Raw genomic sequence first — 20,357 nt, 5'->3', positions numbered from 1 at the left:
CGTCGGCTCCACCAAGCAGATCGGCCGCATCACCGTCGCCAAGGTCGAGAACAAGGGCCGCGGCTTCCGCCGCCTCCGCATCAAAATCACCGACTGACCATGACCGACGCCGCGAGGTTCGCCGACCGTCTCCGCCGGCAGGCCGAGGAGTTCCGGAAGGCGCTGGACGAGGGGACCCTGCCTGAGGGGACCCTCGTCATTAGTCGCGAAGACCTTGAGCTCTGGCGCGAAGCCACGCCCGAGGAGTGGGGCACGGGCAAGCGCGTCGGCTCCTAGAACGTCTACACGACTGAGGTGGGCGGGTGTTTGTGGGCGTGGCGCCAGGCTTGGGTGAAGCGGTCGGGGAGTGGGCGCCAGATGAACGGGGTGTGAGGGTCCTCCGCTTCGGCCGCGGTCTTCAGGTCGGTCTTCCATGTTTCCTGGGGCGGTGGGCCCTGGGTCCACGGGCCGGGGAGGAAGATCTTGCGTCCGGCGCCCCGGTGCTCGTGCCGGATCACCAGGTCGCGGGCCACCAGGGGGTCGGCGGCCTTGCGGAGGCGGGCCGGGGTCCAGCGGTTCCACTTGCGCACGTTGCGGTCCGTCGGGTCGGCGAGGGTCAGCAGCTGGAGGTAGAGCGCGGCGGAGTCCGGCGGGACGCTCAGCCGCCCGGCCACCTCCTCCACCAGGGACGGCGCCGACGCCGACGGGTCGGCCTCGTAGGCCCCCTCCGGTAGTGCGCCGGAGCGGATGCGGTGCGCCATGGCCTCGGCGCCCTTCCCGCGGAGCAGGCGCACGCGTTCGAAGGCGTGCCTGCTGTCGCGAGACGCGTCCACCACCTCGGCCAGGCGCTCGGTCCGGGCGTCCACGCCGTAGGCGGCGGGGCGGAAGAACAGGCTCGCGAGCCGCTGGTGTTCGACGAGTGAGGCGACCGTGAGGCCGTCGTCGACGTAGTCGACGGTGAGTTCGCTGGGGCCGCGGTAGGGGACGGTCCCGAACCTGTCGGTGATCACGTTCAGTTCCTGCCACGCGACGTCGAAGAGGCAGGCCGGCAGCAGCAGGCCGGGGTGCGCCAGCCGTTGCAGCAGCAGGTCGTAGGCCGCGGGTGCGCCCTCCCGGACCGGGTCACCGGCGGGAAGCTCCTCGTAGGACCAGCGAAGTCCGAGCGAGACGGCTTCGATCAGATTCCGGAGCTGGAGCGTCTCGGCGGCCGGGACGCACTTCTGGTTCTTGTACCTGGGGGTGTCGTCGGACTCCAGCCAGGAGTCCAGGTCCTTGGTGAGCAGCGGGACGGCACCGGGATCGGCCAGCCATTCGCACAGCTGCGCGCCGGTGACGTTCGGGGCCACCTTCTCGGCCGCCTGGATGGTGTCGAGGGGGGCGACCGCCTTCGTGCCGAATCGCTGCTGCCACGCCTGGGCGAGACGTAGCGCGACCTCGCTGAGGCCGCCGGGCGCCCACAGCTCCTCCGGATCCTGCGGGAGGACGTCTGCGAGGAGTTCGAGCCGGTCCTCGTCGGTGTGTCCTTTCATGTCGCGGAACCAGGCGTCTTCGAGGTCGCCGAGCGTCACCTTGAGGATCTTGCGCGCCTGCGGGGTCGGCTTGCCGCCCCTGGCGTTGGGGTGTCCGAGGAATCCGCACAGCGCCACACTCGCGGTGGTCCGGGACAAGCCGGTCTTCCCGGCCAGCAGGTCCACGGCCTTGCGGTCCCAGGGCACCGGGCCCTTGGCGCGGACCAGTGCGATCAGCCGGGTGAGCTGATCGGCGGTACCCCAGCCAAGGGGCGCGTCCGTGACGTCCACGACCCTGCCGAGAGCGGGCGGGTCGCCCTGCCCGAACGCGCGGTCGAGGAAGGACAGCTCCGGATTCTTGCGGGCGACCCATTCCGCGTCGGCGCCCCCGATCGCGACGGCCGCCCCGTGCTCGTCCCGCGCGGCGGTGACGCTCGCGGCCACGCGTCCCCTGCGCAGCCGGACGGCCGGATCCGCCATGGGCGTGCGCGACCAGAGCTCCAGAAGGGCCAGCAGCGTCTCCCGATGGTGATCGGCGGTGGCGGGCGAGACGGCCCGCAGCGCCACGGCCCCGATCCGTCCGACCAGCGGCGCCCACGGACAGGCATCGGACGTCTGCGCGGCCGCGGCGGCCGCGGGGTCCACCGCTCCGGCCAGGAACCGGCCGGCCATGTCGATGTGGGCGAGGGTGCTCCCGGACAGTCTGCCGAAGCCGTATCTCGTCACGAATTGGTTCAGCACGATCTCCGCGTTGTGCTCATGCTCGGAGAGCCGCGCGCGGTCGTCCGTCTGTCCTGTCTCGTCTGCCACAGCCGCAGTTCTACATCCCGCCGGCGACATTTACCGATCTTTCGCCCCATCCGGTCGGCCGGACGCGGGGGCTGAGCCGGGCACCGGACGGCGGGCGCCTCCGCCGGCCGGTGCCCGGCGGCTCAGGGGGACGGACGCGACAGTGCGTCCACCGAGACGAGGCCGTGCTCGACCAGGTCCACGGCGCGGTCGAGGGCGGTGCGCATCGACAGGGGGTCGTAGCCCTCGCGGCGGCAGTGCGCGACGACCGCCTGCATGCCGCCGACCGCGATGCCCGCCGCGGCCACCGCGTCGATCTCGGAGATGCCGGGGCACAGTTCGCGCAGCAGCGCCTCGATCGCGTCCTGGGCGTCGGTCATGCGCTGCAGCGCCCGGGCGCGCAGGGCGGGGCGCTCCAGGATGAGGGCGACCTGGACGGGGCCGTAGTCGCGGTGCTCCGCCGCGATCGCCTCCAGGACGGCCACGATGCTGCGCCGGATCGTCTCCATGGGGGACTCGCCGGGGGTGCGGCGCAGCCGCTCGGCGACCTCGGCGAGCCGGTCGTCGATCTCGGCGAAGATCACGTCTTCCTTGGAGGGGAAGTAGCTGAAGAACGTGCGGGGCGAGACGTCGGCGGCGGCCGCGATGTCGGCGATCGTCGTCTCCTCGTAGCCGCGCTCGGCGAACAGGCGCAGCGCGGCCGTCGCGATGGCCTGCCGCGTGCGCATCTTCTTGCGCTCCCGCAGCCCCGGCCGGCCGGCGTCCTCCTCCATGTGACGGACATTACCATGGCTGCAAAGTTGCATCTGTTGCAAAACTGCATGCGGTGGGTGTTTTCTGCGGGCATGGCGCGATTCCTGGAGGCACTCGGACGGCTCTGCGTGCGACGGCGCCGCGCGGTGTTCGAGCTCTGGGTCGCCGTGATGCTCGGCGCCGGCGTCCTCGGGCTGATGCACGGGGGCATGTTCGTCCAGCAGAGCACGCTGCCCGGCACCGAGACCCAGCGCGCCCTCGACACGCTCGGGCAGGACTTCCCGGCGATGACCGGGCCGACGGCGACCGTGGTGTTCCACGAGACGCGCCAGGCCGCTCCCGCCGACTGGAGGGTCGCGCTCACCGTCGGCCAGTCGATCGAGAACATCTCCAAGCTCGACAGGGTCGCGTTCGTCGAGAACCCGTACGCGCAGGGGATGGGCGGCCTGAAGGACGATGCCGCCGTCGTCGTCCGGCTCAACTTCACCGGCACGATGAGCGACGTCGGCCACGACGACCTCGACGCGCTGAACCGGGCCGTGGAGCCCGCGCGGATGGCCGGGCTGGAGGTGAAGTTCGGCGGGATCGTCGCGATGATCCTCAACCAGCCGAAGGGCGGGCCGCAGGAGGGCGTCGGGATCCTGCTGGCGATGCTCGTCCTGCTGCTGGCGTTCGGCTCGTTCCTCGCCGCGGGCATCCCGATCGTCGTGTCGCTGTGCGGGATGGTGGTGGCGTACTCGCTGATCCACTTCCTCGCGTCGATGTTCCAGATCGCGCCGACCGCGCCGATGGTCGCCGCGATGCTCGGCATCGGCGCCGGGATCGACTACGCCCTGTTCATCGTCACGCGCTACCGGCAGCAGCTCGCCGAGGGCGACGGCGTCGAGACCGCGGTCGGGCGCGCGATGGCGCACTCGGGCCACGCGGTCGTGTTCGCCGGCGGCACCGTCGTGTTCGCGATCTGCGGGCTGTTCCTGTCCGGGATCGCCTTCATCGGACGCATCGGGATCGCCGCCGCGCTGGCCGTCGCCATCATGGTCGCCGCCGCGCTGACCCTGCTGCCGGCGATCCTCGGCGCCCTCGGCCCGCGCATCGACCGCTACCGCCTGCCCCGGGTGCGCCCGGACCGCGCCTCCGCCCGCTGGACGGCCTGGGGACGCCACGTCGACCGCCACGCCTGGCCGTACGCGATCGTCGCGACGCTCGTCCTGCTGACGCTGTCCGTCCCGACGCTCAGCCTGCGGTTCGGGGTGATGGCCGACAGCATGTCGTCCCCGAAGATGGAGGCGCGGCAGGCCTACGACATCGTCGCCGAGGAGTTCGGCGCGGGCCATTACAGCCCGTTCATCGTGGTCGCGAAGGTGCCGGGCGAGGAGAGGCGCGCCAAGCCGAAGCGCGTGGTCCCGACCGTCAAGGGACGCGGGGGGCTGTCCGGTCTGACGGGCCCGGCGGCCGCCGGGCCGAGCCCGTCGCCGGAGCCGGCCCGTCCCAAGGGCGCGCCGGACATGAGCAGGAAGCCCGACAAGCGTGCGGTCCTGCTCGGACAGGAACTCCAGCGGAAGCTCTCCGAGGTGCCCGGCGTGGTGTTCGCCAGGGAGCCGATCGTGACCGGGACGACGGCGATCGTGCAGGTCGTCCCGCGGGACGCGCCGCACGCCGCGTCGACCACCGACCTCGTCCACCGCCTGCGGAACGTGGAGATCCGCGACGTGCGGGAAGCCCATCCCGGCACCCGGATCTACCTCGGCGGGGAGAACCCGGCGATCATCGACATCGCCGCCACGGTCGGGGACCGCATGCCGACCGTGGTCGTCGCGGTGGTGGGCGTCGCCGTCCTGCTGCTGGTCGTCGCGTTCCGGTCGGTGATCGTCCCGCTGAAGGCCGCGCTGATGAACCTGCTGTCGATCGGGGCCTCGTTCGGCGTCGTCACGGCCGTCTTCCAGTGGGGCTGGGGCGCCCGGCTGCTCGGCGTCGACCAGGCCATCCCGATCATGTCGTTCATCCCGCTGTTCATGTTCGCCCTGATCTTCGGGCTGTCCATGGACTACGAGGTCTTCCTGCTGTCGCGGATCAAGGAGGAGTACGACCGGACGGGCGATCCGCACGAGTCGGTCGTGACCGGCATCGGGGCCACCGCCCGGCTCATCACCTCGGCCGCGCTCATCATGATCTTCGTGTTCGCCAGCTTCGTCCCGCAGCCGGACCCGATGGTGAAGATGATGGCCCTGGGGCTGGCGGTCGCCGTCGCCATGGACGCGACGATCGTGCGCCTCATGCTCGTCCCGGCGCTGATGAGCCTGCTCGGCCACGCCAACTGGTGGTGGCCGGGACGCTCCCGCCCGGCCGCGCCGCCGCCCCCGGAGCCCGTCCCCGAGCAGCTGGAACTGGAGCTCACGACCTGACCTCGGTCAGGGACCCGTCAGGGGATCTGCTCCACGCGGACGCCCGGCACGGACGTGTAGAGGCCGGGGTCGGCGGTGACCAGCGGCCAGCGGCGCCACCGGGCGGACCAGGCGGCCTGGGCGGCGTCCATGCCGAGGTTCGGGATCGTCGTGACGAGCAGGCCGGTCTGCTGGGCGATCACGTCGTCGAGGTCGTCGACGTGCACGACCTGCATGCCGGGCAGGCGCTCCAGCACGGCGCGGCCGTGGTCGGGGACGAGCTGCCAGGCGCGGGCCAGCGACGTCGCGGGGATGACGATGGTGGCGTGCTGGGCGATGGACGCCCGGAGCCGGGCGCGGACGTAGACGGTCTTGCCGGTCGCGAGGTCCAGGAGTGCGGTCGCGTCGAAGACGTGACCGGTGATCACGCGACGTCCCGGCGGGACGAGGGGCCGCCCTCGACCAGCCGGTCGACCATGGCCTGCTCGTCGGGGCTCGGAGGCCCGAACAGGTCGTCGAGCTGGGACGCGTCCCGCAGGTAGGCCAGTTTCAGCCGCGCGCCGTCCGCGAGGAATCCCGACACCGAGGCGATCTTCTTGTCCTCGGCGAGCCCCTGGAGCGTGGCGGCCAGCTCGTCGGGCAGCGTGATGTTGAGTCTCGCCATGGGGCACACGATACACACTCCGATCCCCTCCAGTGTGTACTCGGGGCCTCTCGGGCTTCGCGGGACGCGGGGCAGGAGATTCGGCGGTGAAGTGTCGATCTGGCCGAAGTCCGTTCGTGTGGAGGGCGGAACACAGGTGCCCGAAGAGGACGGTGAGGAAGATGGACGAAGTACGGACGCTGCTCGACGGCCGTGGACTGGTCGAGTCGCCGCGCTGGCACGGCGACCGGTTGTACTTCTCGGACTGGTCCGCGGGCGAGGTCGTCGCCGTCGGGCCGGACGGTGCGGACGAGGTGGTGGCGCGGGTCGCGTCGCTCCCGCTGTGCACGGCGTGGCTCCCGGACGGCCGGATGGTGATCGTCTCGTCGCCGGACGGGCGGCTGCTGCGCCGGGAACCGGACGGATCCCTGGTCACCCACGCCGACCTCGGCAGGCCGGGCTGGAACGACGTCGTCGCCGACGGGCGCGGCAACGTCTACGTCAACCGTCCCGGTTTCGACCCGATGGCCGGTGAGGAGTTCGCGCCCGGGGCGGTCGTCCTGGTGCGGCCGGACGGTTCCGTCCGTGAGGTGGCGGACGGGATCGCGTTCCCCAACGGCATGGCGGTGACGCCCGGCGACTCCACGCTGATCGTCGCGGACTCCTACGGCGGCTGCCTGGTGGCCTTCGACATCGGGGCGGCCGGGGAGCTGTCCGGTCGCCGGACCTGGGCGGAGCTCGGCGACGGCGTCCCGGACGGCATCTGCGTGGACGCCGAGGGCGCCGTCTGGTACGCCGACGTCCCCAACCGGCGGTGCGTGCGCGTCGCGGAGGGCGGCGAGGTGCTGCGCGTGGTCGACCTCGACCGCGGGGGCTTCGCCTGCGTCCTGGGCGGGCCGGACGGCACCACGCTGTTCGTCACGGCCGCCGAATGGCGCGGCATGACCGAGGCCGAGCCGGTGACGCCGGGCAGCGGCCGCGTCCTCGCGGTCGAGGTCGACGTACCGGGCGCCGGACGGCCGTGACGGCCACGCCGGGGGCCGGCCCGGTCCCCGGCGTGGGCAGAATCGCGTGCCATGGACATCTACGACGCCATCCACCGCCGACGCGACGTGCGCGGGGAGTTCACCGGTGCGCCCATCCCCCGGGACGTCCTCGACCGGGTCCTGGAGGCCGCGCACGCCGCGCCGAGCGTCGGGCTGTCCCAGCCGTGGGACTTCGTGCTCGTCAGCGATCCGGGGATCCGGCGGGCCTTCCACGGGCACGTCCAGTCCGAGCGCGCCGCTTTCGCCGCCACGCTGACGGGCGCCGCAGCCGAGCGCTTCGCCCGGATCAAGATTGACGGGATTCTGGAGTCCAGCCTGGCGGTCGTGGTGACCTACGATCCCGAGCGCGGCGGGCCGGCGGTGCTCGGCCGGCACGCGATCGCCGACGCGGGGCTGTACTCGGTGTGCCTGGCCATCCAGAACCTGTGGCTCGCCGCCACCGCGGAGGGCCTCGGCGTCGGATGGGTGTCGTTCTACCGGGAGCCGCGCCTGCGCGACCTGCTCGGCATCCCGGAGACGATCCGTCCGGTCGCCTGGCTCTGCCTCGGCCCCGTCACCCACCTGGAACAGGTTCCGGATCTCGAACGGCATGGCTGGCGGCGGCGCAGGGCGCTGGACGCGGCCGTCCATCACGATCGCTGGAAGGAACCGGCGGGCTGACCCGGAGGCGGACCGCCATGTACGCCAGGAAGGACAGCCCCGCCAGCAGGTAGCAGTTGGCGAGCGGGGTCAGAAGGACGTGGAAACCGTACTCGCGCGGGTCACCGTTGTGGGGCGTCCACCAAAGGGGCGAGACGGCGAACAGGATGTAGGCGGCCAGAGCGCTCTTCCGATGGCCGTTGCGGAGGAGCACCGCCAGCGCGGGGACGATCCACACCCAGTGGTGCGCCCAGGAGATCGGGGAGACGAGCAGGCCCGTCGCGCCGGTGACCGCCGTCGCGCTCAGCCAGTCGCCCCGCCTCGCCCAGAGGGCGGCGACCGCGAGTCCGCAGACGCCGACGGTCAGCGGGACGCTCGCATACCAATCGCCGACCTCGGCTGTTCCCCGCAATACGCGGGTCAGCGCGCCATAGGGCGATTGGTTGCTGATGTAGGCGACGCCTACACGTGAGGTGTCGTAGAAGGTGTTCGTCCAATACTCGCGGGACGCTTCCGGGGCGACGGCGTAGGCAAGGAAAGTGCAGACGGCGAAGGTGACGGTTGCGGTCACGGCGTCCTTCGTGCGCCTGCTCAGCAGGAGCAGGACGACGAAGACGGCCGGCGTCAGTTTGATCGCGGTCGCAATGCCGACGCCGATTCCGGCCGGACGGCCGCGCGCGACGCGATGAAGGTCGGCGAGGACCAGGCCGAGCAGGAAGAGGTTGACCTGCCCGAGGAAGAACGACTGCCAGACCGGTTGCAGGAGCAGGCCCCCCGCCACCGCGACCACGAGGGGAATCCTGCGACCGGCCATTCTCACCGTCAGCGCGCACGCCCAAGCGAAGGCCGCCAGCGAGGACAGTTGCCACAGCATGCGGGCGAGGAGGAGCGGCAGGGCGGCAAGGGGAGCGAACAGGACGGCCATGAAAGGCGTGTTGGTGAAATAGTGCCCGGCGAGCTGTTCCCGGTAGAGGCGCGAGCCGTCCGCCATGACATGCCCGCCCAGCCAGTAGATGCGGAAATCCAGCGAGTCGTAGGCGGCGGAGAAGACGACGATCCCGAGGACTTCGGCGGCCAGAACGAAAGGTGCCCAGCGTTTCACGCGGGCAACGCTTCCGGCGGAGGCGCCCGCCGCGCATCGGGCCGCAGGACACATTGGCGCAAGGCGCTTGTAGCCCGCGGGATTACGCCTCCGGGCCAATGTGCCGGGACGGGGCCGGCGGTTACGATCGCCGCATGTCAGCCCTGTCGATGCGCCGCGTGGGCCGCGGCACGGGGACGGTCCTCGTCTGGTGCGGCGCCGCCGTGTACCCGGCGGTCCTGTTCCTCACGTTCTCGCATGGGAGGTCCGCCCTCCACCAGTTGGAGATCCCCGCCTCGGCCGGGCTCACGGTCCTCCTGCTCCTGCTGCTGCGGCGGCGGGCGCTGACCGCCCACGCGATCCTTCTCCTCGCCTGGAGCTTCGCTTTGCTGTCCCTGCCGGCCGGAGGGGTCGCCGGGCTGCTGGTCCTCGTCACCGACGTCTCGTCCGGCTACATCGCGGCGACCCGCACGCGGAGGGTCTCCGTCCCCGTCGCGGTCACGACGTGCCTCCTCCAGGCCGCGGCCGTCGCCGCGTCCCTGCACGCCGACGAGTTCCTGCTGATGACGGTCCTGCTGGCGGCGGTGGTCACGTACATGGCGGGGAACGCGGTCAGGACGCGGAGCGCGCACGCCGAGGCGATGCGGGAGCAGGCCACCGCCCAGGCCGTCGCCGCCGAGCGGCTCCGGATCGCGCGGGAGCTGCACGACATGGTCGCCCACAGCATCGGGATCATCGCGATCCAGGCGGGCGTGGGCGGGCGGGTCATCGACACCCAGCCCGCCGAGGCCCGCAACGCGCTCGACGCCATCGAGGCCACCAGCCGCGACACGCTGTCCGGGCTGCGCAGGATGCTCACCGCGCTCCGCAGGGACGACCCCGGCGCGGCGCCGCTCGGGCCCGCCCCCGGCCTCGGCGACCTCGGCCGCCTCGCCGAGGCCACGAGGGACGCGGGCATCGCGGTCGACCTCCGGACGGCGGGCGAGCCGAGGCCGCTGCCGCCGGACGTCGACCTGTCCGCCTACCGGATCGTCCAGGAGGCGGTCACGAACGTCGTCCGGCACGCGGGCACCGATCGCTGCCGGGTGACGATCGGCTACGGCGACGGGGAACTGGCCGTCGAGATCGAGGACGACGGGCACGGCGGCGTGGTAGGCGCCGGATACGGCCTCGCCGGGATGCGCGAGCGGGTCGCCCTGCTGCGCGGCGAGTTCGCCGCGGGCCCGCGTCCCGGCGGAGGGTTCCGGGTGGCGGCGCGGTTCCCTGCGCCGGCGGCGGCATGACGATCCGCGTCCTGCTGGCCGACGACCAGCCGCTGATCCGCGCCGGGCTGCGCGTCCTGATCGCCGACACCCCCGGCATGGAGGTCGCGGGCGAGGCCGGGACCGGGGCCGAGGCGGTCGGGCTCGCGGCGGAGACGGCCCCGGACGTGGTCGTGATGGACATCCGCATGCCCGACATGGACGGCATCGAGGCCACCCGCCGCATCCGCGCCGCGGGGCCCGGCACCGCCCGCGTGCTGATGCTGACCACGTTCGACGACGACGACTACGTCTACGGCTCGCTCCGGGCGGGCGCCAGCGGGTTCCTCGTCAAGGACATGGCGCTGGAGGAGATCCTCGCGGCGATCCGCGTCGTCGCCGGCGGGGACGCGCTGATCGCGCCGGGCGTCACCCGGCGGCTGATCGAGGAGTTCGCGGCGCGCCCCCGACCGGCCGCGGGGCCGCCCCGGCGGATGGAGGGCGTCACCGAGCGCGAGCGGGAGGTGCTGACCCTCGTCGGGCTCGGCCTGTCCAACCAGGAGATCGCCGGGGAACTGGTCATCAGCGTGGCCACCGCGAAGGCGCACGTCGCGCGGCTGCTCGCCAAGCTCGGCGCCCGCGACCGCGTCCAGCTCGTCATCACCGCCTACGAGTTCGGCCTGGTCGCGCCCCCTACGGGCGGTAGTACTACCTGACGTGGTCAGTCACGCGGGTGTCGGATAATCTGGGGTGCGTGAAGGGTCTGGGAGAGCTTGAACGCACGGTCATGGAGGTCCTGTGGGCGCGGGAGGAAGCCGGGCACCCGGCGGCCACCGCGCGGGACGTGAGCCGTGCCCTCGCCGACGACCGGGACCTCGCGCACACCACGGTCATGACCGTCCTCGACAGGCTCGCGAAGAAGGGCTTCCTGGAACGCGAGCGCGACGGGCGCGCCTGGCGCTACCACCCGGTGGCGAGCCGCGAGATGTACGTCACCGAGCTCATGCTCGGGGCCCTGAACGAGACCGGTGACCGCGACGCGGCGCTCGCGCACTTCGTCCGCTCCGTGTCGCGGGGCGAGATCGACGTGATCCGTGAGGCCCTCGCGGGCCTCACCGGTAAGGAACCTCCGGCATGACCGGCACCGCCCTGCTCGCATTGATCTCACTGGGGACCGTCGGCGGGGCGCACCTGCTCTCCCGGGCCCGGTGGACGTGGCGCACGCCCCGGATCGGGATCGCGCTCTGGCAGGCCCTCGGGCTGTGCTGGGGCGTCGCCACGATCGGCGCCCTGCTCGGGCTCGCCCTCCTGCCGTACCGCAAGGGCGTCCTCGGCGGGCTGCCCGGCCTGTACGACGACCAGGCGGCCCGGCTCAACCCGGTGCAGGTCGCGGCCCTGCTCGCCGCGATCAGCCTGACCGGCGTGCTGCTGGTCATGCTGATGTTCGCGGTGCTGCGGGTCGTGCGGGCCCGGCGGCGGCACCGGGCCCTGCTCGCGCTGGTGTCGCGCCGCGACTCCTCGGTGCCCGGCACCCTCGTCCTGGACCACCCCGGCGCCGCCGCGTACTGCGTGCCGGGCGTCCGCTCGTCCAAGGTCGTCGTCAGCGCCGGGACGCTGGAGCTGCTCGACCGCGGCGAGCTGGCCGCGGTGCTCGCGCACGAGCGCGCCCACGCCCGCGAGCGCCACGACCTGGTGCTGCTGCCGTTCGCGTCGCTGCGCCAGGTGTTCCCGCAGTTCCGGCTGGTCGGACGGTGCCTGGACGCGGTGGAGCTGCTGATCGAGATGGCCGCCGACGACCGGGCCCGGCACGGCCGGCCGCCGCGCGAGCTGGCGACCGCGCTGCTGCGCTTCGCCGCCGCCCGCCCGGCCGCCGCTCCGTCCGGCACGCTCGGCGTCGCCTCCCACAGCGACATCCCGGTGATGGCGCGGGTGAACCGGCTGCTGGAGCCGGAGCCGCTGCCCCGCAGGGTCCGCTTCGCCGTGTCGGTCGCCGTCCCGGTCATCGCCGTCCTCCCCCTGCTGCTCCTGGTCCTGCCGCACTAGTTTTTTCTCAGTCCCGGCCCACGTAGCTCGCCTGGCGGCTCGCTACGTGACCGGCACTGGGCGAACGCGGCATCGCTTCGCGATCCGCCCGGTTCCGCTCGCCTCCGGCTTCGCTCCACCGGGCAGGTCACGCGTTCGCGCGTGGCCGAGGCCATTTCGCATCACGCCCTGACCCTCCGGCGCCGCCCGCCGTGCCGCTAGTCGGCGAGGACCGTCCCGTAGAGGCGATCGACGCGCAGGCGGATCACCAGCCGCCGGTCCTTCACCATCTGCTCCAGGAACGCCCGCTCGTCCGCCGGGTCCTCGAAGCCCGGCGTCATCGCGAGCAGCTCGCGCCCGGTCGCGTCGCCGGGCTCCTCGCTGACGGGGGAAAGCTCGGCGGAGCCCTCGGCGACCGCGAACGACAGGTTCCCGGGGCCGGACGCGTGCAGCGCGGCGCGGGGGTCGCGCAGGAGCTGCTTCACCTTCGCCCGCCCGTCCGTCGTGGAGATCCGGACCACGCGCTCGTCCGGGTCCCACGTGTAGACGACCGTGGAGACGTGCGGGTGGCCGCTCTTCCTGTTCGTGGCGAGGACGCCGAACTGCTGCTCGCCGAGGAGGCGGGACAGGTCGTCGTCGCCGATGGGCTTGGGGCCGGGTCCCTGTCCGGGGCCGTACTCGGTCATCGTGGTCTCCTTCGAGGTGGTGGGGCGTGTTCAGACGTTGACGGGGACGGACTCGACGGGCGCGGCGCCCGCCACGGGCGCCGGGCGGCGCAGGACGAGCAGCGACACCGCGAGCGCGGCGACCAGCAGGCCGGCCGAGACGGTGAACGCCAGGTGGTAGCCGCCGGTGAGGGCGGCGGCGGTGTCCCGCCCGTCCGCCCGCAGGGACTCGACGCGGGACGCGGCGAGCGTGGTCATGACCGCGACGCCGAGCGCCATCCCGACCTGCTGGACGGTGTTGAACAGCCCGGACGCCAGCCCGGCGTCCTCGGGGCGGGCGCTGGACATGCCGAGCCCGGTCAGCGAAGGCAGCACGAGCCCGCCACCGGCGATCAGTACGAACACGGGGAGCAGGTCGGTGACGTAGTTCGCGTCGACCGGGACGGTCGTGAGCCACGCCATCGCGCCGATCAGCAGGACGAGCCCGGCGACCAGGACGAACCGCTCGCCGAAGCGGTTGGAGAGCCGTGCGGACACCAGCAGCGACACGGCGCCGATCGACACGGCCGCGGGGAGCATCGCGAGCCCGGTGCCGAGCGCGCTGTAGCCGAGCACCTGCTGCATGAAGAGGGCGACGATCACCTGGAAGGAGAACATCGCCGACAGGGTCAGCAGCTGGACGAGGTAGGCGCCGGACACGTTGCGGGAGCGCAGGATCCGCAGCGGCATCAGCGGTGTCGCGGCGCGGGCCTGGCGGACGGCGAATCCCGCGAGCAGCAGCACCGACACGGCGCCGAGGCCCAGCGTGTGCCCCGACAGCCATCCGTACCGCTCGACCTTGACGACCGTGTAGATGCCGAGCATCAGCCCGGAGGTGACCAGCACCGCGCCCGCGATGTCGGCGCCGGCCGACAGCCCGATGCCCCGGTCGCGGGGGAGCGCGGGGAGGGCGAGCAGCATCACGGCGAGGCCGATCGGCAGGTTGATCAGGAAGATCCAGTGCCAGCTCAGCGCGTCGGTGAGCACGCCGCCGAGCACCTGCCCGATGGACGCGCCCGCCGCGCCGGTGAAGCTGAACACCCCGATCGCCTTGGTCCGCTCACGGGGGTCGGTGAACAGCGTCACGATGATGCCGAGCACGACGGCGGAGGACAGGGCGCTGCCGGCGCCCTGCAGGAACCGGGCGGCGATCAGCAGGCCGGACGTGGTGGCGGCGCCCGCCAGCACCGACGCCGCCGTGAAGACGGCGTTGCCGGCGAGGAACAGCGTCCGGCGGCCGACGAGGTCGCCGAGCCGTCCGGCGAGGAGCAGCAGTCCGCCGAGGGGGATCAGGTAGGCGTTCATGATCCAGCTGAGCCCGGCGGGGGTGAAGCCGAGGTCGTCCTGGATGGCGGGGGCCGCGACCGTGACGATGCTGCCGTCGAGGATCGTCATCAGCATCGTGGCCGACAGCACGCCGAGCGCCGCCCATCGGGAGCGGAGCGGGGAGAGCGAGAGGGAGGGCATTGGTCATCTCCTGTCGGGAAGGACAAGAGAGACCGTAGCAGATAGTTCCGTTGCAGACTATCTAGGACGGTTTCACTTTCGCCGCTCGCGCGCCCGCCGGGCCGGCGCAGGGGCCTCCGGCGGGGTGGCCAGATGCCCGGCGACCAGGGTGTTCAGTGCCCGGACGAGCGCCTCGCGCTGATCGTCCGGTAGCGATCCGAGGGCCGCCGCGTGGACGCCGTCCACGAGCTCCTGGCTGCGGGCGGCGACCCGCGCGCCCTCCTCGGTGACGGCGACGATCCGGGCCCGCCGGTCCCGGGACGAAGGGCGCCGCTCGGCGAGCCCGGCCTTCTCCAGGGCGTCCACGGTCACGACCATGGTGGTCTTGTCCATGTCGCCGAGCTCGGCGAGCTGGATCTGGGTGCGCTCGTCTTCGAGGGCGTGCACCAGGACGCAGTGCATGCGCGGGGTCAGCCCGATCTCGGCGAGCGCCGCCGTCATGCGGCCGCGCAGCACGTGGCTGGTGTGGTCGAGCAGGAACGACAGGTCGGTCTGCGTGCGTGCTGGGGCCATCGAGGTCATGCGTCCAGCCTACCCAAGATGGTTTCGTTCTAGATTATCTGGCAGCCCTCGCATCGCGTGGGCTAGCATGAAGGGGTGAAGCGCACCGCATGCCTCGGCTGGTGGCCGTCCTAGGACGGCCACAGTGACGCATGCGATCGGGCCGTCCGCTGGACGGCCCTTTCTCTTCCTCGGTGAACCGGGCCGGACCGGCGGGACGGCCGCAGACCCGACGAGGAGGACCCCATGGACATCACCCCCGAAGCCCGCAGCCGCGAGCTGGAGGAACGCATCGCGGTCGACCCCGGAGCCTTCCGGATCCTGACCGGCGACCGCCCCACCGGCCCGCTGCATCTCGGGCACTACTTCGGCACCCTGGCGAACCGGGCGCGGCTCCAGCGCGCCGGCGTGGAGCTGTTCGTCCTGGTGGCCGACTACCAGGTGCTCACCGACCGGGACGTGGCCGACCGCCTCTCGGAGTACGTCGAGGGCCTGGTCGCCGACTACCTGGCCGCCGGGATCGACCCGTCCACGGCGACGATCTTCCGGCACAGCTCCGTCCCCGCGCTCAACCAGCTCATGCTGCCGTTCCTGTCGCTGGTGTCGATCGCGGAACTGAGCCGCAATCCCACGGTCAAGGACGAGATCGCGACGTCCCGCCAGGCGGCGGTCAGCGGGCTGATGTTCACCTACCCCGTCCACCAGGCCGCCGACATCCTGTTCTGCAAGGCGAACCTCGTGCCCGTCGGCAAGGACCAGCTCCCGCACCAGGAGGTCACCCGGACCATCGCGCGCCGCTTCAACGAGCGCTACGGGCCCGTCTTCCCGGTGCCGGACGCCCTGCTGTCGTCCGCCCCGCTCCTGCTCGGAACCGACGGCCGCAAGATGAGCAAGAGCCGAGGCAACGCCATCGCCCTGTCCGCCACCGAGGACGAGACGGCGCGGCTGATCAAGCGGGCCGTGACCGACGCCGACCGGACCATCACCTACGCGCCCGAGACCCGCCCGGAGGTCTCCAGCCTGGTGCTGCTCGCCGCGCTCTGCCAGGACCGCGACCCGCACGCCGTCGCCGCCGAGATCGGCGACGGCGGGTCGGCGGCGCTGAAGAAGGTCGTGACCGACTCGGTGAACGAGTTCCTGCGCCCGATCCGCGCCCGCCGCGCCGAGCTGGCCGCCGACCGCGCGTACCTGCGCGGCGTCCTGGCCGCGGGCGACGAGCGCGCCAACGTGGTCGCCGACCGCACGCTGGCGGAGGTCAGGGAGGCGATGGCGTCGTGAGGGCGGGGCGCCTCAGCGCGGGGCGAGGCCGTTGAGGACGGCCGCGACGAGGTCGTCCACGGCCTCCGGCGGCACGCGGTGCGCGAGGCCCTGGCCCTGGAACAGCAGCGACAGCACCGGCTCGTGGCAGGCGCCGACGATCATCGAGGCGGCCGCCTCGACCCGGGCGTCCGGGGCGAGGCGGCCGAGGTCGCGCTCGCCGCGCAGGTAGGAGGCGAGCCGCTCGTTCCAGGTGCCGCCCCCGTCGCTCAGCGCGGCGAACCGGGCGAGGACGGCCGGGCGCCCGACCAGCCCGGTCAGCGCGGGCAGCAGCCCGTGGTGCAGGGCCAGGCCGTACGCCACGTACGCGCGCAGGTTCTCCTTGACCGTGCCGTCGCCGGGCTCGGGCAGCGGGCCGAGGGGGCGCATGACCGACTCGGCGTGCGCCCACAGCGCGTGCGCGAGCAGCTCCTCCTTGTCGGCGAAGTGGTTGTAGAGGACGCCGTCGGCGACGCCCGCCTCCCGCGCGATCGCCCGGACGGTCAGGCCCGCCGTCCCGCGCTCGGCGATCATTCGCTCGGCCGTGGCGATCAGGTGGTCGCGCAGGGTCCGGTCGCCGGTGCCCAGCGCCGCCGCTCTTCTAGGTGACATCACCCCGCATCGTAATGAGCGAGCTCGAACCCGTGCGCGGCGAGTCCGGGCAGGAAGTCCGGCCCGACGGCGTCCTCGATGTGGTGGACGCCGGGCGGCGTGCCGTCCAGGCCCCGGACGACCATCGCGGCGGCCAGGCCCGTCGCGCGGCTCTGCCGCCGTCCCGCGAACGAGCGCACCGTCCCGCCGGACGCGACCGCCACCGCGAACCCGTCGCCGCCGATGTGGACGCGGCGGAACGCGGCCCGCAGCGGGGCCAGGTCGCGGAACGGGACGAGGCGGGGGAGGAGCGCGGTCATGGCGCGCGAGTCGAGGCAGAGCCCCGTGCGGACGCGCCCTGGGAGGGAGTACTGGTCGGAGAACGGGAAGCGGTGCACGGTCCGGACGCCGTAGGGCGCGGGGAACCGCATCCGCCACGACTCCCCGAGGCCGGCGAGGGAGTCGAGCGTCCAGTCCACGGCGGACGGCCCGTGCCGGTCACCGGCGCCGATCAGGACGCCGATCTCGACGTCCCCGCCGCCGGCCTCGCGGGCCAGCAGGTTCGTGACGCCGGGAGCGAGCCCCACGCTCAGCACCGCGGCGGCGTTCCGCCCGGCGGCGAGCCCGTCCAGCTTCTCGATCCCGGCGAGCACCGCGTGCGACGCGGACACGTCGACGTAGTGGACGCCCCGGGCGAGGCACGCCTCGGCGACCCGCGCGTTGCCGATCTCCGCGCACATGACGACGGCGTCGGCGGCGAGCCGCCCCGGGTCGTCGCTGCGCAGATCGAACCGCAGCGGGAGCGCGCCCGCCACGGTGCGGGCCTTGGCGAGGTCGCGCCCGGCGGCCACCACCTCGGGGACGTGCCCGAGCAGCCCCGCGACGACCTCCCGGCCGACCGCGCCGTAGCCGCCGAGGACCACGACCCTCCTCATCGCCGCGCCGTGACCAGCCACGCGGTGCCGCGCAGGCGGACGGCGCCGTCGCGCTCGAAGGGGCGCATCGCCTCGATCAGCGCGTCGCGCACCTCGTCGCCCGCGCCGTAGTTGTAGTGGATCGGGCCCCATCCGGCGAAGAACTCGCCGGCCTCGCGGGCGTCACGTCCCCAGATCTGCTCGGCCTCGACCCTGCGGCTGGACACGCCGTGGAACCCGGCGGCCCCGAGGATCTCCCGGACGCGGCCGGTGTCCGCGAGCGACAGCGGCCCGCCGTCGTGCCCGACCGGGGCCCGGTCGAGGGGCGGGAGCGCGGCCATGATCGCTCCCATCTCGCTCTCGGCGAGCGGCGTCATGCACAGGAACGCCAGCCGGCCGCCGTCGCGCAGGGCCCGCCGGACGTTGCCGAACGCGGCGACCGGGTCGGTGAAGAACATGATCCCGAACCGGCTGACGGCGATGTCGAAGCCGCCCTCGGGGAACGGGTGCACCTGTGCGTCGCCCCGCTCGAAGGCCACGTTCGCGACGCCCTCCTCCTCGGCGAGGGAGCGGGCGCGGGCGAGCATCGGCCGGGACAGGTCGACGCCGGTCGCGGCGCCGAGGGACGCCCGCCGCGCCGCGAGCCGGGTGATCTGCCCGTTGCCGCAGCCGATGTCGAGGACGCGGTCGCGCGGCCCGATCGCCGCCGCCTCCAGCAGGGCGTCGTTGAACCCGCCGTTCATGGCGTCGTACCGGTCGTGGTTGTCGGCCCAGTGCTCGCCCTCGTACCCGTTCCACGCCTCCGCCTGGTGGGTGTTGACGATCTCCGTCATGGCTCTCCTCTTTGTGAACGTATGTTCATGAACGTATGTTCATAATGAGGGCGGGCGGCCTCCGCGTCAAGCGGGAAAGGCTCGGCGTGTAGAACGGAATTCTTCGTTCCCCTATCATGGGAGCCATGGAGACGGCACGAGCGCCCATGAGCGGGCGGAAAGCGCAGGCCGCGCGCAACGACGAGCTCATCAGGGAGGCGGCGCGGGCGGTGTTCACCGCCGACCCCGGCGCGCCGATCTCGGCGGTGGCCGAGCACGCCGGGGTCGGGATCAGCGCGCTGTATCGCCGCTACAAGAGCAAGGAGGACCTGCTCCAGAAGCTCGCCGACGAGGGCATGGACCGCTACCTCGCCGAGGTGGAGGCGGCCCTGGACGACGACGGCGACGCGTGGGAGGCCTTCACCGCGTTCATGCGCCGCTGCCTGGACATCGGCGCGGGCTCGCTCACCATGCGGCTCGCGGGCGGCTTCGAGGTCACCGAGGCGATGAGCCGCAAGGGCCGCGAGATCCACGTCGCGACGCGGCGGCTGCTGGAGCGCACCCGGGAGGCGGGCGCGCTGCGTCCCGAGATCGAGGTCGGCGACGTCTCGGTGATCCTGGAGTACCTGCACGGCATCCGGATCGGCGACGATGAGCGGATGAACCGGCTCCGGCACCGCTACCTGGCGCTGATCCTGGACGCCATGAACCTCGCGGACCGGCACGAGCTGCCAGGTCCGCCGCCGAGCTGGCAGGAGCTGGTCACGCGCTATGACGACTGAGCTGGGACGACGGGCGCTCAACCGGGCGCTGCTGGCCCGCCAGCTCCTGCTGGAGCGGCGCGCCATGCCCGCGCTGGAGGCGATCGAGCACCTGGTCGGCCTCCAGGCGCAGGCCCCGAACCCGCCCCACATCGGGCTGTGGACCCGGCTCGCGGACTACGCGCTCGACGAGGCCGGGGAGCTGATCGCCGACCGCCGGGCGCTGCGGATGGTGCTGATGCGCGGAACGCTGCACCTGGTCAGCGCCCGCGACGCCCGCGCGCTGCGGCCGATCACCCAGGTGATCCTCGACAACCACCTGAAGGCGCGGGCGGCCGAGCTGGAGCACCTCGACCTCGCGGCCCTCGTCGCGTGGGCGCGGGCCCTCCTGGAGGAGGAGCCGCGGTCCGACAAGGACCTGCGCGCGCTGCTGGCCGAACGGTGGCCGGACGAGGACCCGGCGCTGCTGGCCTGGGCCGTCCGCTGCCGGCTGCCGCTCGTGCAGGTCCCGCCGCGCGGGATCTGGGGGTCCTCGGGGATCGCCCGGCACACGACGCTGGAGAACTGGCTCGGGCCCGCGGCGCCCGACCCGTCCCTGGACGACGTCGTGCGGCGCTACCTGGGCGCGTTCGGGCCCGCGAGCGTCCAGGACGTCCAGCAGTGGGCCGGCCTCACGCGGCTCGGCGAGGTCGTCGAGCGGCTCAGGCCCGAGCTGGTCGCCTTCCGCGACGAGAACGGCCGCACCCTGTACGACCTCCCGGACGCGCCGCGGCCCGGCCCGGACGCGGAGGCGCCGGTCCGGTTCGTCCCCGACTTCGACAACCTGCTGCTGTCCCACGCCGACCGGGCGCGGATCATCTCCGAGGAGCACCGCAAGCGCGTCTTCACCGTGAACGGCATCATCCGCGCGACGTTCCTCGTGGACGGCTTCGTCCACGGCATGTGGAAGATCGAGAAGGGCCGGGGCGAGGCGACGCTGCGGATCGAGCCGTTCGCCCCCGTCCCGGGGCCGGAGCGCGCCGCGCTGGAGGAGGAGGGCATGCGCCTGCTCGCCTCAGCCCACCCCAAGGCGAAGTCGCACGGCGTGGTGTTCGGCTAGCTGTGATGTCCAGGGAGGTTGTACCGCTCGGCATCGGTGAGTCTGTCTGACAGATGAAGGCCTCCGGTTGTGAAGTGGAGCTGTCTAGTTC

The 20,357-nt window shown here is 72.8% G+C and carries 22 protein-coding genes; 11 read left to right on the top strand and 11 right to left on the bottom strand.

Features of this window, described 5'->3' with window-relative positions; all coding sequences use genetic code 11:
- Positions 1 to 99 precede the first annotated feature (99 nt).
- Positions 100 to 276 carry a hypothetical protein gene (locus tag AB0C84_RS43100; RefSeq protein ID WP_361077913.1) on the top strand — a complete coding sequence of 59 codons (177 nt, stop codon included), beginning with the start codon at positions 100 to 102 and terminating at the stop codon, positions 274 to 276.
- 5 nt (positions 277 to 281) lie between these two features.
- Here the strand turns inward: AB0C84_RS43100 and AB0C84_RS43095 are convergent, their stop codons facing one another.
- Both AB0C84_RS43095 and AB0C84_RS43090 read right to left on the bottom strand, forming a co-directional pair.
- A complete protein-coding gene (locus AB0C84_RS43095) occupies positions 282 to 2,297 on the bottom strand; it encodes a hypothetical protein (protein WP_361077910.1) in 2,016 nt (671 codons plus the stop codon).
- Positions 2,298 to 2,419: 122 nt separating this feature from the next.
- Positions 2,420 to 3,049: a TetR family transcriptional regulator gene (locus AB0C84_RS43090; protein ID WP_179844334.1), complete on the bottom strand. Its 630-nt coding sequence runs from the start codon at positions 3,047 to 3,049 to the stop codon at positions 2,420 to 2,422.
- A gap of 72 nt (positions 3,050 to 3,121) precedes the next feature.
- Here AB0C84_RS43090 and AB0C84_RS43085 point away from each other — a divergent pair, with 72 nt between their 5' ends.
- Positions 3,122 to 5,431, top strand: a complete 2,310-nt coding sequence (locus AB0C84_RS43085; protein ID WP_361077907.1) for an MMPL family transporter — start codon at positions 3,122 to 3,124, stop codon at positions 5,429 to 5,431.
- A 17-nt stretch (positions 5,432 to 5,448) separates the two neighbouring features.
- Here the strand turns inward: AB0C84_RS43085 and AB0C84_RS43080 are convergent, their stop codons facing one another.
- Together AB0C84_RS43080 and AB0C84_RS43075 are read right to left on the bottom strand one after the other, a co-directional pair.
- Positions 5,449 to 5,838, bottom strand: coding sequence for a hypothetical protein (locus tag AB0C84_RS43080; RefSeq protein WP_179844332.1), 390 nt, complete (start codon positions 5,836 to 5,838; stop codon positions 5,449 to 5,451).
- Complete coding sequence (locus tag AB0C84_RS43075) at positions 5,835 to 6,074, bottom strand: hypothetical protein (protein WP_179844331.1); 240 nt, start codon at positions 6,072 to 6,074, stop codon at positions 5,835 to 5,837. The genes AB0C84_RS43080 and AB0C84_RS43075 overlap by 4 nt, the downstream gene beginning before the upstream one ends.
- 161 nt (positions 6,075 to 6,235) lie before the next feature.
- Between AB0C84_RS43075 and AB0C84_RS43070 the strand changes: the two genes are divergently transcribed.
- The gene (locus AB0C84_RS43070; protein WP_361077904.1) at positions 6,236 to 7,078 is read left to right on the top strand and encodes an SMP-30/gluconolactonase/LRE family protein; all 843 of its coding nucleotides are present in this window, start codon (positions 6,236 to 6,238) and stop codon (positions 7,076 to 7,078) included.
- 51 nt (positions 7,079 to 7,129) lie between these two features.
- Positions 7,130 to 7,759: a 5,6-dimethylbenzimidazole synthase gene (gene bluB, locus AB0C84_RS43065; protein ID WP_361077901.1), complete on the top strand. Its 630-nt coding sequence runs from the start codon at positions 7,130 to 7,132 to the stop codon at positions 7,757 to 7,759.
- Here the strand turns inward: bluB and AB0C84_RS43060 are convergent.
- Positions 7,653 to 8,894, bottom strand: coding sequence for a glycosyltransferase 87 family protein (locus AB0C84_RS43060; protein ID WP_361077898.1), 1,242 nt, complete (start codon positions 8,892 to 8,894; stop codon positions 7,653 to 7,655). The two genes, bluB and AB0C84_RS43060, sit on opposite strands and share 107 nt — an antisense overlap.
- A gap of 80 nt (positions 8,895 to 8,974) precedes the next feature.
- Between AB0C84_RS43060 and AB0C84_RS43055 the strand changes: the two genes are divergently transcribed.
- The 4 genes from AB0C84_RS43055 to AB0C84_RS43040 are packed head-to-tail and all read left to right on the top strand — an operon-like array spanning position 8,975 to position 12,103.
- A complete protein-coding gene (locus AB0C84_RS43055) occupies positions 8,975 to 10,102 on the top strand; it encodes a sensor histidine kinase (protein ID WP_361077895.1) in 1,128 nt (375 codons plus the stop codon).
- The gene (locus AB0C84_RS43050; RefSeq protein ID WP_258940678.1) at positions 10,099 to 10,776 is read left to right on the top strand and encodes a response regulator transcription factor; all 678 of its coding nucleotides are present in this window, start codon (positions 10,099 to 10,101) and stop codon (positions 10,774 to 10,776) included. Before AB0C84_RS43055 ends, AB0C84_RS43050 begins: the two co-directional genes overlap by 4 nt.
- A 38-nt stretch (positions 10,777 to 10,814) precedes the next feature.
- On the top strand, positions 10,815 to 11,198 hold the full coding sequence (locus AB0C84_RS43045) for a BlaI/MecI/CopY family transcriptional regulator (protein ID WP_179844325.1): 384 nt from the start codon (positions 10,815 to 10,817) through the stop codon (positions 11,196 to 11,198).
- Positions 11,195 to 12,103, top strand: a complete 909-nt coding sequence (locus AB0C84_RS43040) for a M56 family metallopeptidase (protein ID WP_361077891.1) — start codon at positions 11,195 to 11,197, stop codon at positions 12,101 to 12,103. Before AB0C84_RS43045 ends, AB0C84_RS43040 begins: the two co-directional genes overlap by 4 nt.
- 197 nt (positions 12,104 to 12,300) lie before the next feature.
- On the opposite strand, the gene AB0C84_RS43035 is transcribed toward AB0C84_RS43040, so the two are convergent.
- From AB0C84_RS43035 to AB0C84_RS43025, 3 genes are all read right to left on the bottom strand, one after another.
- Entirely contained in the window at positions 12,301 to 12,768 is a 468-nt protein-coding gene (locus AB0C84_RS43035; RefSeq protein ID WP_179844323.1) for a TIGR03618 family F420-dependent PPOX class oxidoreductase, read from the bottom strand.
- A gap of 30 nt (positions 12,769 to 12,798) precedes the next feature.
- Complete coding sequence (locus AB0C84_RS43030; protein ID WP_361077888.1) at positions 12,799 to 14,253, bottom strand: MFS transporter; 1,455 nt, start codon at positions 14,251 to 14,253, stop codon at positions 12,799 to 12,801.
- 72 nt (positions 14,254 to 14,325) lie between these two features.
- The gene (locus AB0C84_RS43025; protein WP_361077886.1) at positions 14,326 to 14,814 is read right to left on the bottom strand and encodes a MarR family winged helix-turn-helix transcriptional regulator; all 489 of its coding nucleotides are present in this window, start codon (positions 14,812 to 14,814) and stop codon (positions 14,326 to 14,328) included.
- Positions 14,815 to 15,039: 225 nt separating this feature from the next.
- Here AB0C84_RS43025 and trpS point away from each other — a divergent pair, with 225 nt between their 5' ends.
- Positions 15,040 to 16,071, top strand: a complete 1,032-nt coding sequence (gene trpS, locus AB0C84_RS43020; RefSeq protein ID WP_361077883.1) for a tryptophan--tRNA ligase — start codon at positions 15,040 to 15,042, stop codon at positions 16,069 to 16,071.
- Between the two features lie 12 nt (positions 16,072 to 16,083).
- On the opposite strand, the gene AB0C84_RS43015 is transcribed toward trpS, so the two are convergent.
- From AB0C84_RS43015 to AB0C84_RS43005, 3 genes are read right to left on the bottom strand one after another with little or no spacing between them, the layout of a single operon-like run.
- Positions 16,084 to 16,701: a helix-turn-helix domain-containing protein gene (locus AB0C84_RS43015; RefSeq protein ID WP_361077880.1), complete on the bottom strand. Its 618-nt coding sequence runs from the start codon at positions 16,699 to 16,701 to the stop codon at positions 16,084 to 16,086.
- Positions 16,701 to 17,615 (bottom strand): saccharopine dehydrogenase NADP-binding domain-containing protein, encoded by a 915-nt coding sequence (locus tag AB0C84_RS43010; RefSeq protein ID WP_361077877.1) that lies wholly within the window; start codon positions 17,613 to 17,615, stop codon positions 16,701 to 16,703. Before AB0C84_RS43010 ends, AB0C84_RS43015 begins: the two co-directional genes overlap by 1 nt.
- Positions 17,612 to 18,427: a methyltransferase domain-containing protein gene (locus tag AB0C84_RS43005; protein WP_361077874.1), complete on the bottom strand. Its 816-nt coding sequence runs from the start codon at positions 18,425 to 18,427 to the stop codon at positions 17,612 to 17,614. Before AB0C84_RS43005 ends, AB0C84_RS43010 begins: the two co-directional genes overlap by 4 nt.
- Before the next feature lie 125 nt (positions 18,428 to 18,552).
- Between AB0C84_RS43005 and AB0C84_RS43000 the strand changes: the two genes are divergently transcribed.
- Together AB0C84_RS43000 and AB0C84_RS42995 are read left to right on the top strand one after the other, a co-directional pair.
- Entirely contained in the window at positions 18,553 to 19,188 is a 636-nt protein-coding gene (locus AB0C84_RS43000) for a TetR/AcrR family transcriptional regulator (protein WP_361077871.1), read from the top strand.
- Positions 19,178 to 20,266, top strand: a complete 1,089-nt coding sequence (locus tag AB0C84_RS42995; protein ID WP_361077868.1) for a winged helix DNA-binding domain-containing protein — start codon at positions 19,178 to 19,180, stop codon at positions 20,264 to 20,266. Before AB0C84_RS43000 ends, AB0C84_RS42995 begins: the two co-directional genes overlap by 11 nt.
- Positions 20,267 to 20,357 lie beyond the last annotated feature (91 nt).

Origin of the sequence: Actinomadura sp. NPDC048955 (genome assembly GCF_040649435.1) — a bacterium.
Taxonomy (GTDB): Bacteria; Actinomycetota; Actinomycetes; order Streptosporangiales; family Streptosporangiaceae; genus Spirillospora; species Spirillospora luteofluorescens.
This window is presented reverse-complemented; position numbering and strand designations above follow the sequence as displayed.

Coding starts and splice junctions, on each gene's coding strand:
- AB0C84_RS43050 (WP_258940678.1), top strand. CDS start 10,099: ATGACGATCCGCGTCCTGCTGGCCGACGACCAGCCGCTGATCCGCGCC.
- AB0C84_RS43055 (WP_361077895.1), top strand. CDS start 8,975: ATGTCAGCCCTGTCGATGCGCCGCGTGGGCCGCGGCACGGGGACGGTC.
- AB0C84_RS43030 (WP_361077888.1), bottom strand. CDS start 14,253: ATGCCCTCCCTCTCGCTCTCCCCGCTCCGCTCCCGATGGGCGGCGCTC.
- AB0C84_RS43085 (WP_361077907.1), top strand. CDS start 3,122: ATGGCGCGATTCCTGGAGGCACTCGGACGGCTCTGCGTGCGACGGCGC.
- AB0C84_RS43010 (WP_361077877.1), bottom strand. CDS start 17,615: ATGAGGAGGGTCGTGGTCCTCGGCGGCTACGGCGCGGTCGGCCGGGAG.
- trpS (WP_361077883.1), top strand. CDS start 15,040: ATGGACATCACCCCCGAAGCCCGCAGCCGCGAGCTGGAGGAACGCATC.
- AB0C84_RS43100 (WP_361077913.1), top strand. CDS start 100: ATGACCGACGCCGCGAGGTTCGCCGACCGTCTCCGCCGGCAGGCCGAG.
- AB0C84_RS43040 (WP_361077891.1), top strand. CDS start 11,195: ATGACCGGCACCGCCCTGCTCGCATTGATCTCACTGGGGACCGTCGGC.
- AB0C84_RS43075 (WP_179844331.1), bottom strand. CDS start 6,074: ATGGCGAGACTCAACATCACGCTGCCCGACGAGCTGGCCGCCACGCTC.
- AB0C84_RS43070 (WP_361077904.1), top strand. CDS start 6,236: ATGGACGAAGTACGGACGCTGCTCGACGGCCGTGGACTGGTCGAGTCG.
- AB0C84_RS43015 (WP_361077880.1), bottom strand. CDS start 16,701: ATGTCACCTAGAAGAGCGGCGGCGCTGGGCACCGGCGACCGGACCCTG.
- AB0C84_RS43025 (WP_361077886.1), bottom strand. CDS start 14,814: ATGACCTCGATGGCCCCAGCACGCACGCAGACCGACCTGTCGTTCCTG.
- AB0C84_RS43000 (WP_361077871.1), top strand. CDS start 18,553: ATGGAGACGGCACGAGCGCCCATGAGCGGGCGGAAAGCGCAGGCCGCG.
- AB0C84_RS43060 (WP_361077898.1), bottom strand. CDS start 8,894: ATGTGTCCTGCGGCCCGATGCGCGGCGGGCGCCTCCGCCGGAAGCGTT.
- AB0C84_RS43090 (WP_179844334.1), bottom strand. CDS start 3,049: ATGGAGGAGGACGCCGGCCGGCCGGGGCTGCGGGAGCGCAAGAAGATG.
- AB0C84_RS43005 (WP_361077874.1), bottom strand. CDS start 18,427: ATGACGGAGATCGTCAACACCCACCAGGCGGAGGCGTGGAACGGGTAC.
- AB0C84_RS43035 (WP_179844323.1), bottom strand. CDS start 12,768: ATGACCGAGTACGGCCCCGGACAGGGACCCGGCCCCAAGCCCATCGGC.
- AB0C84_RS42995 (WP_361077868.1), top strand. CDS start 19,178: ATGACGACTGAGCTGGGACGACGGGCGCTCAACCGGGCGCTGCTGGCC.
- bluB (WP_361077901.1), top strand. CDS start 7,130: ATGGACATCTACGACGCCATCCACCGCCGACGCGACGTGCGCGGGGAG.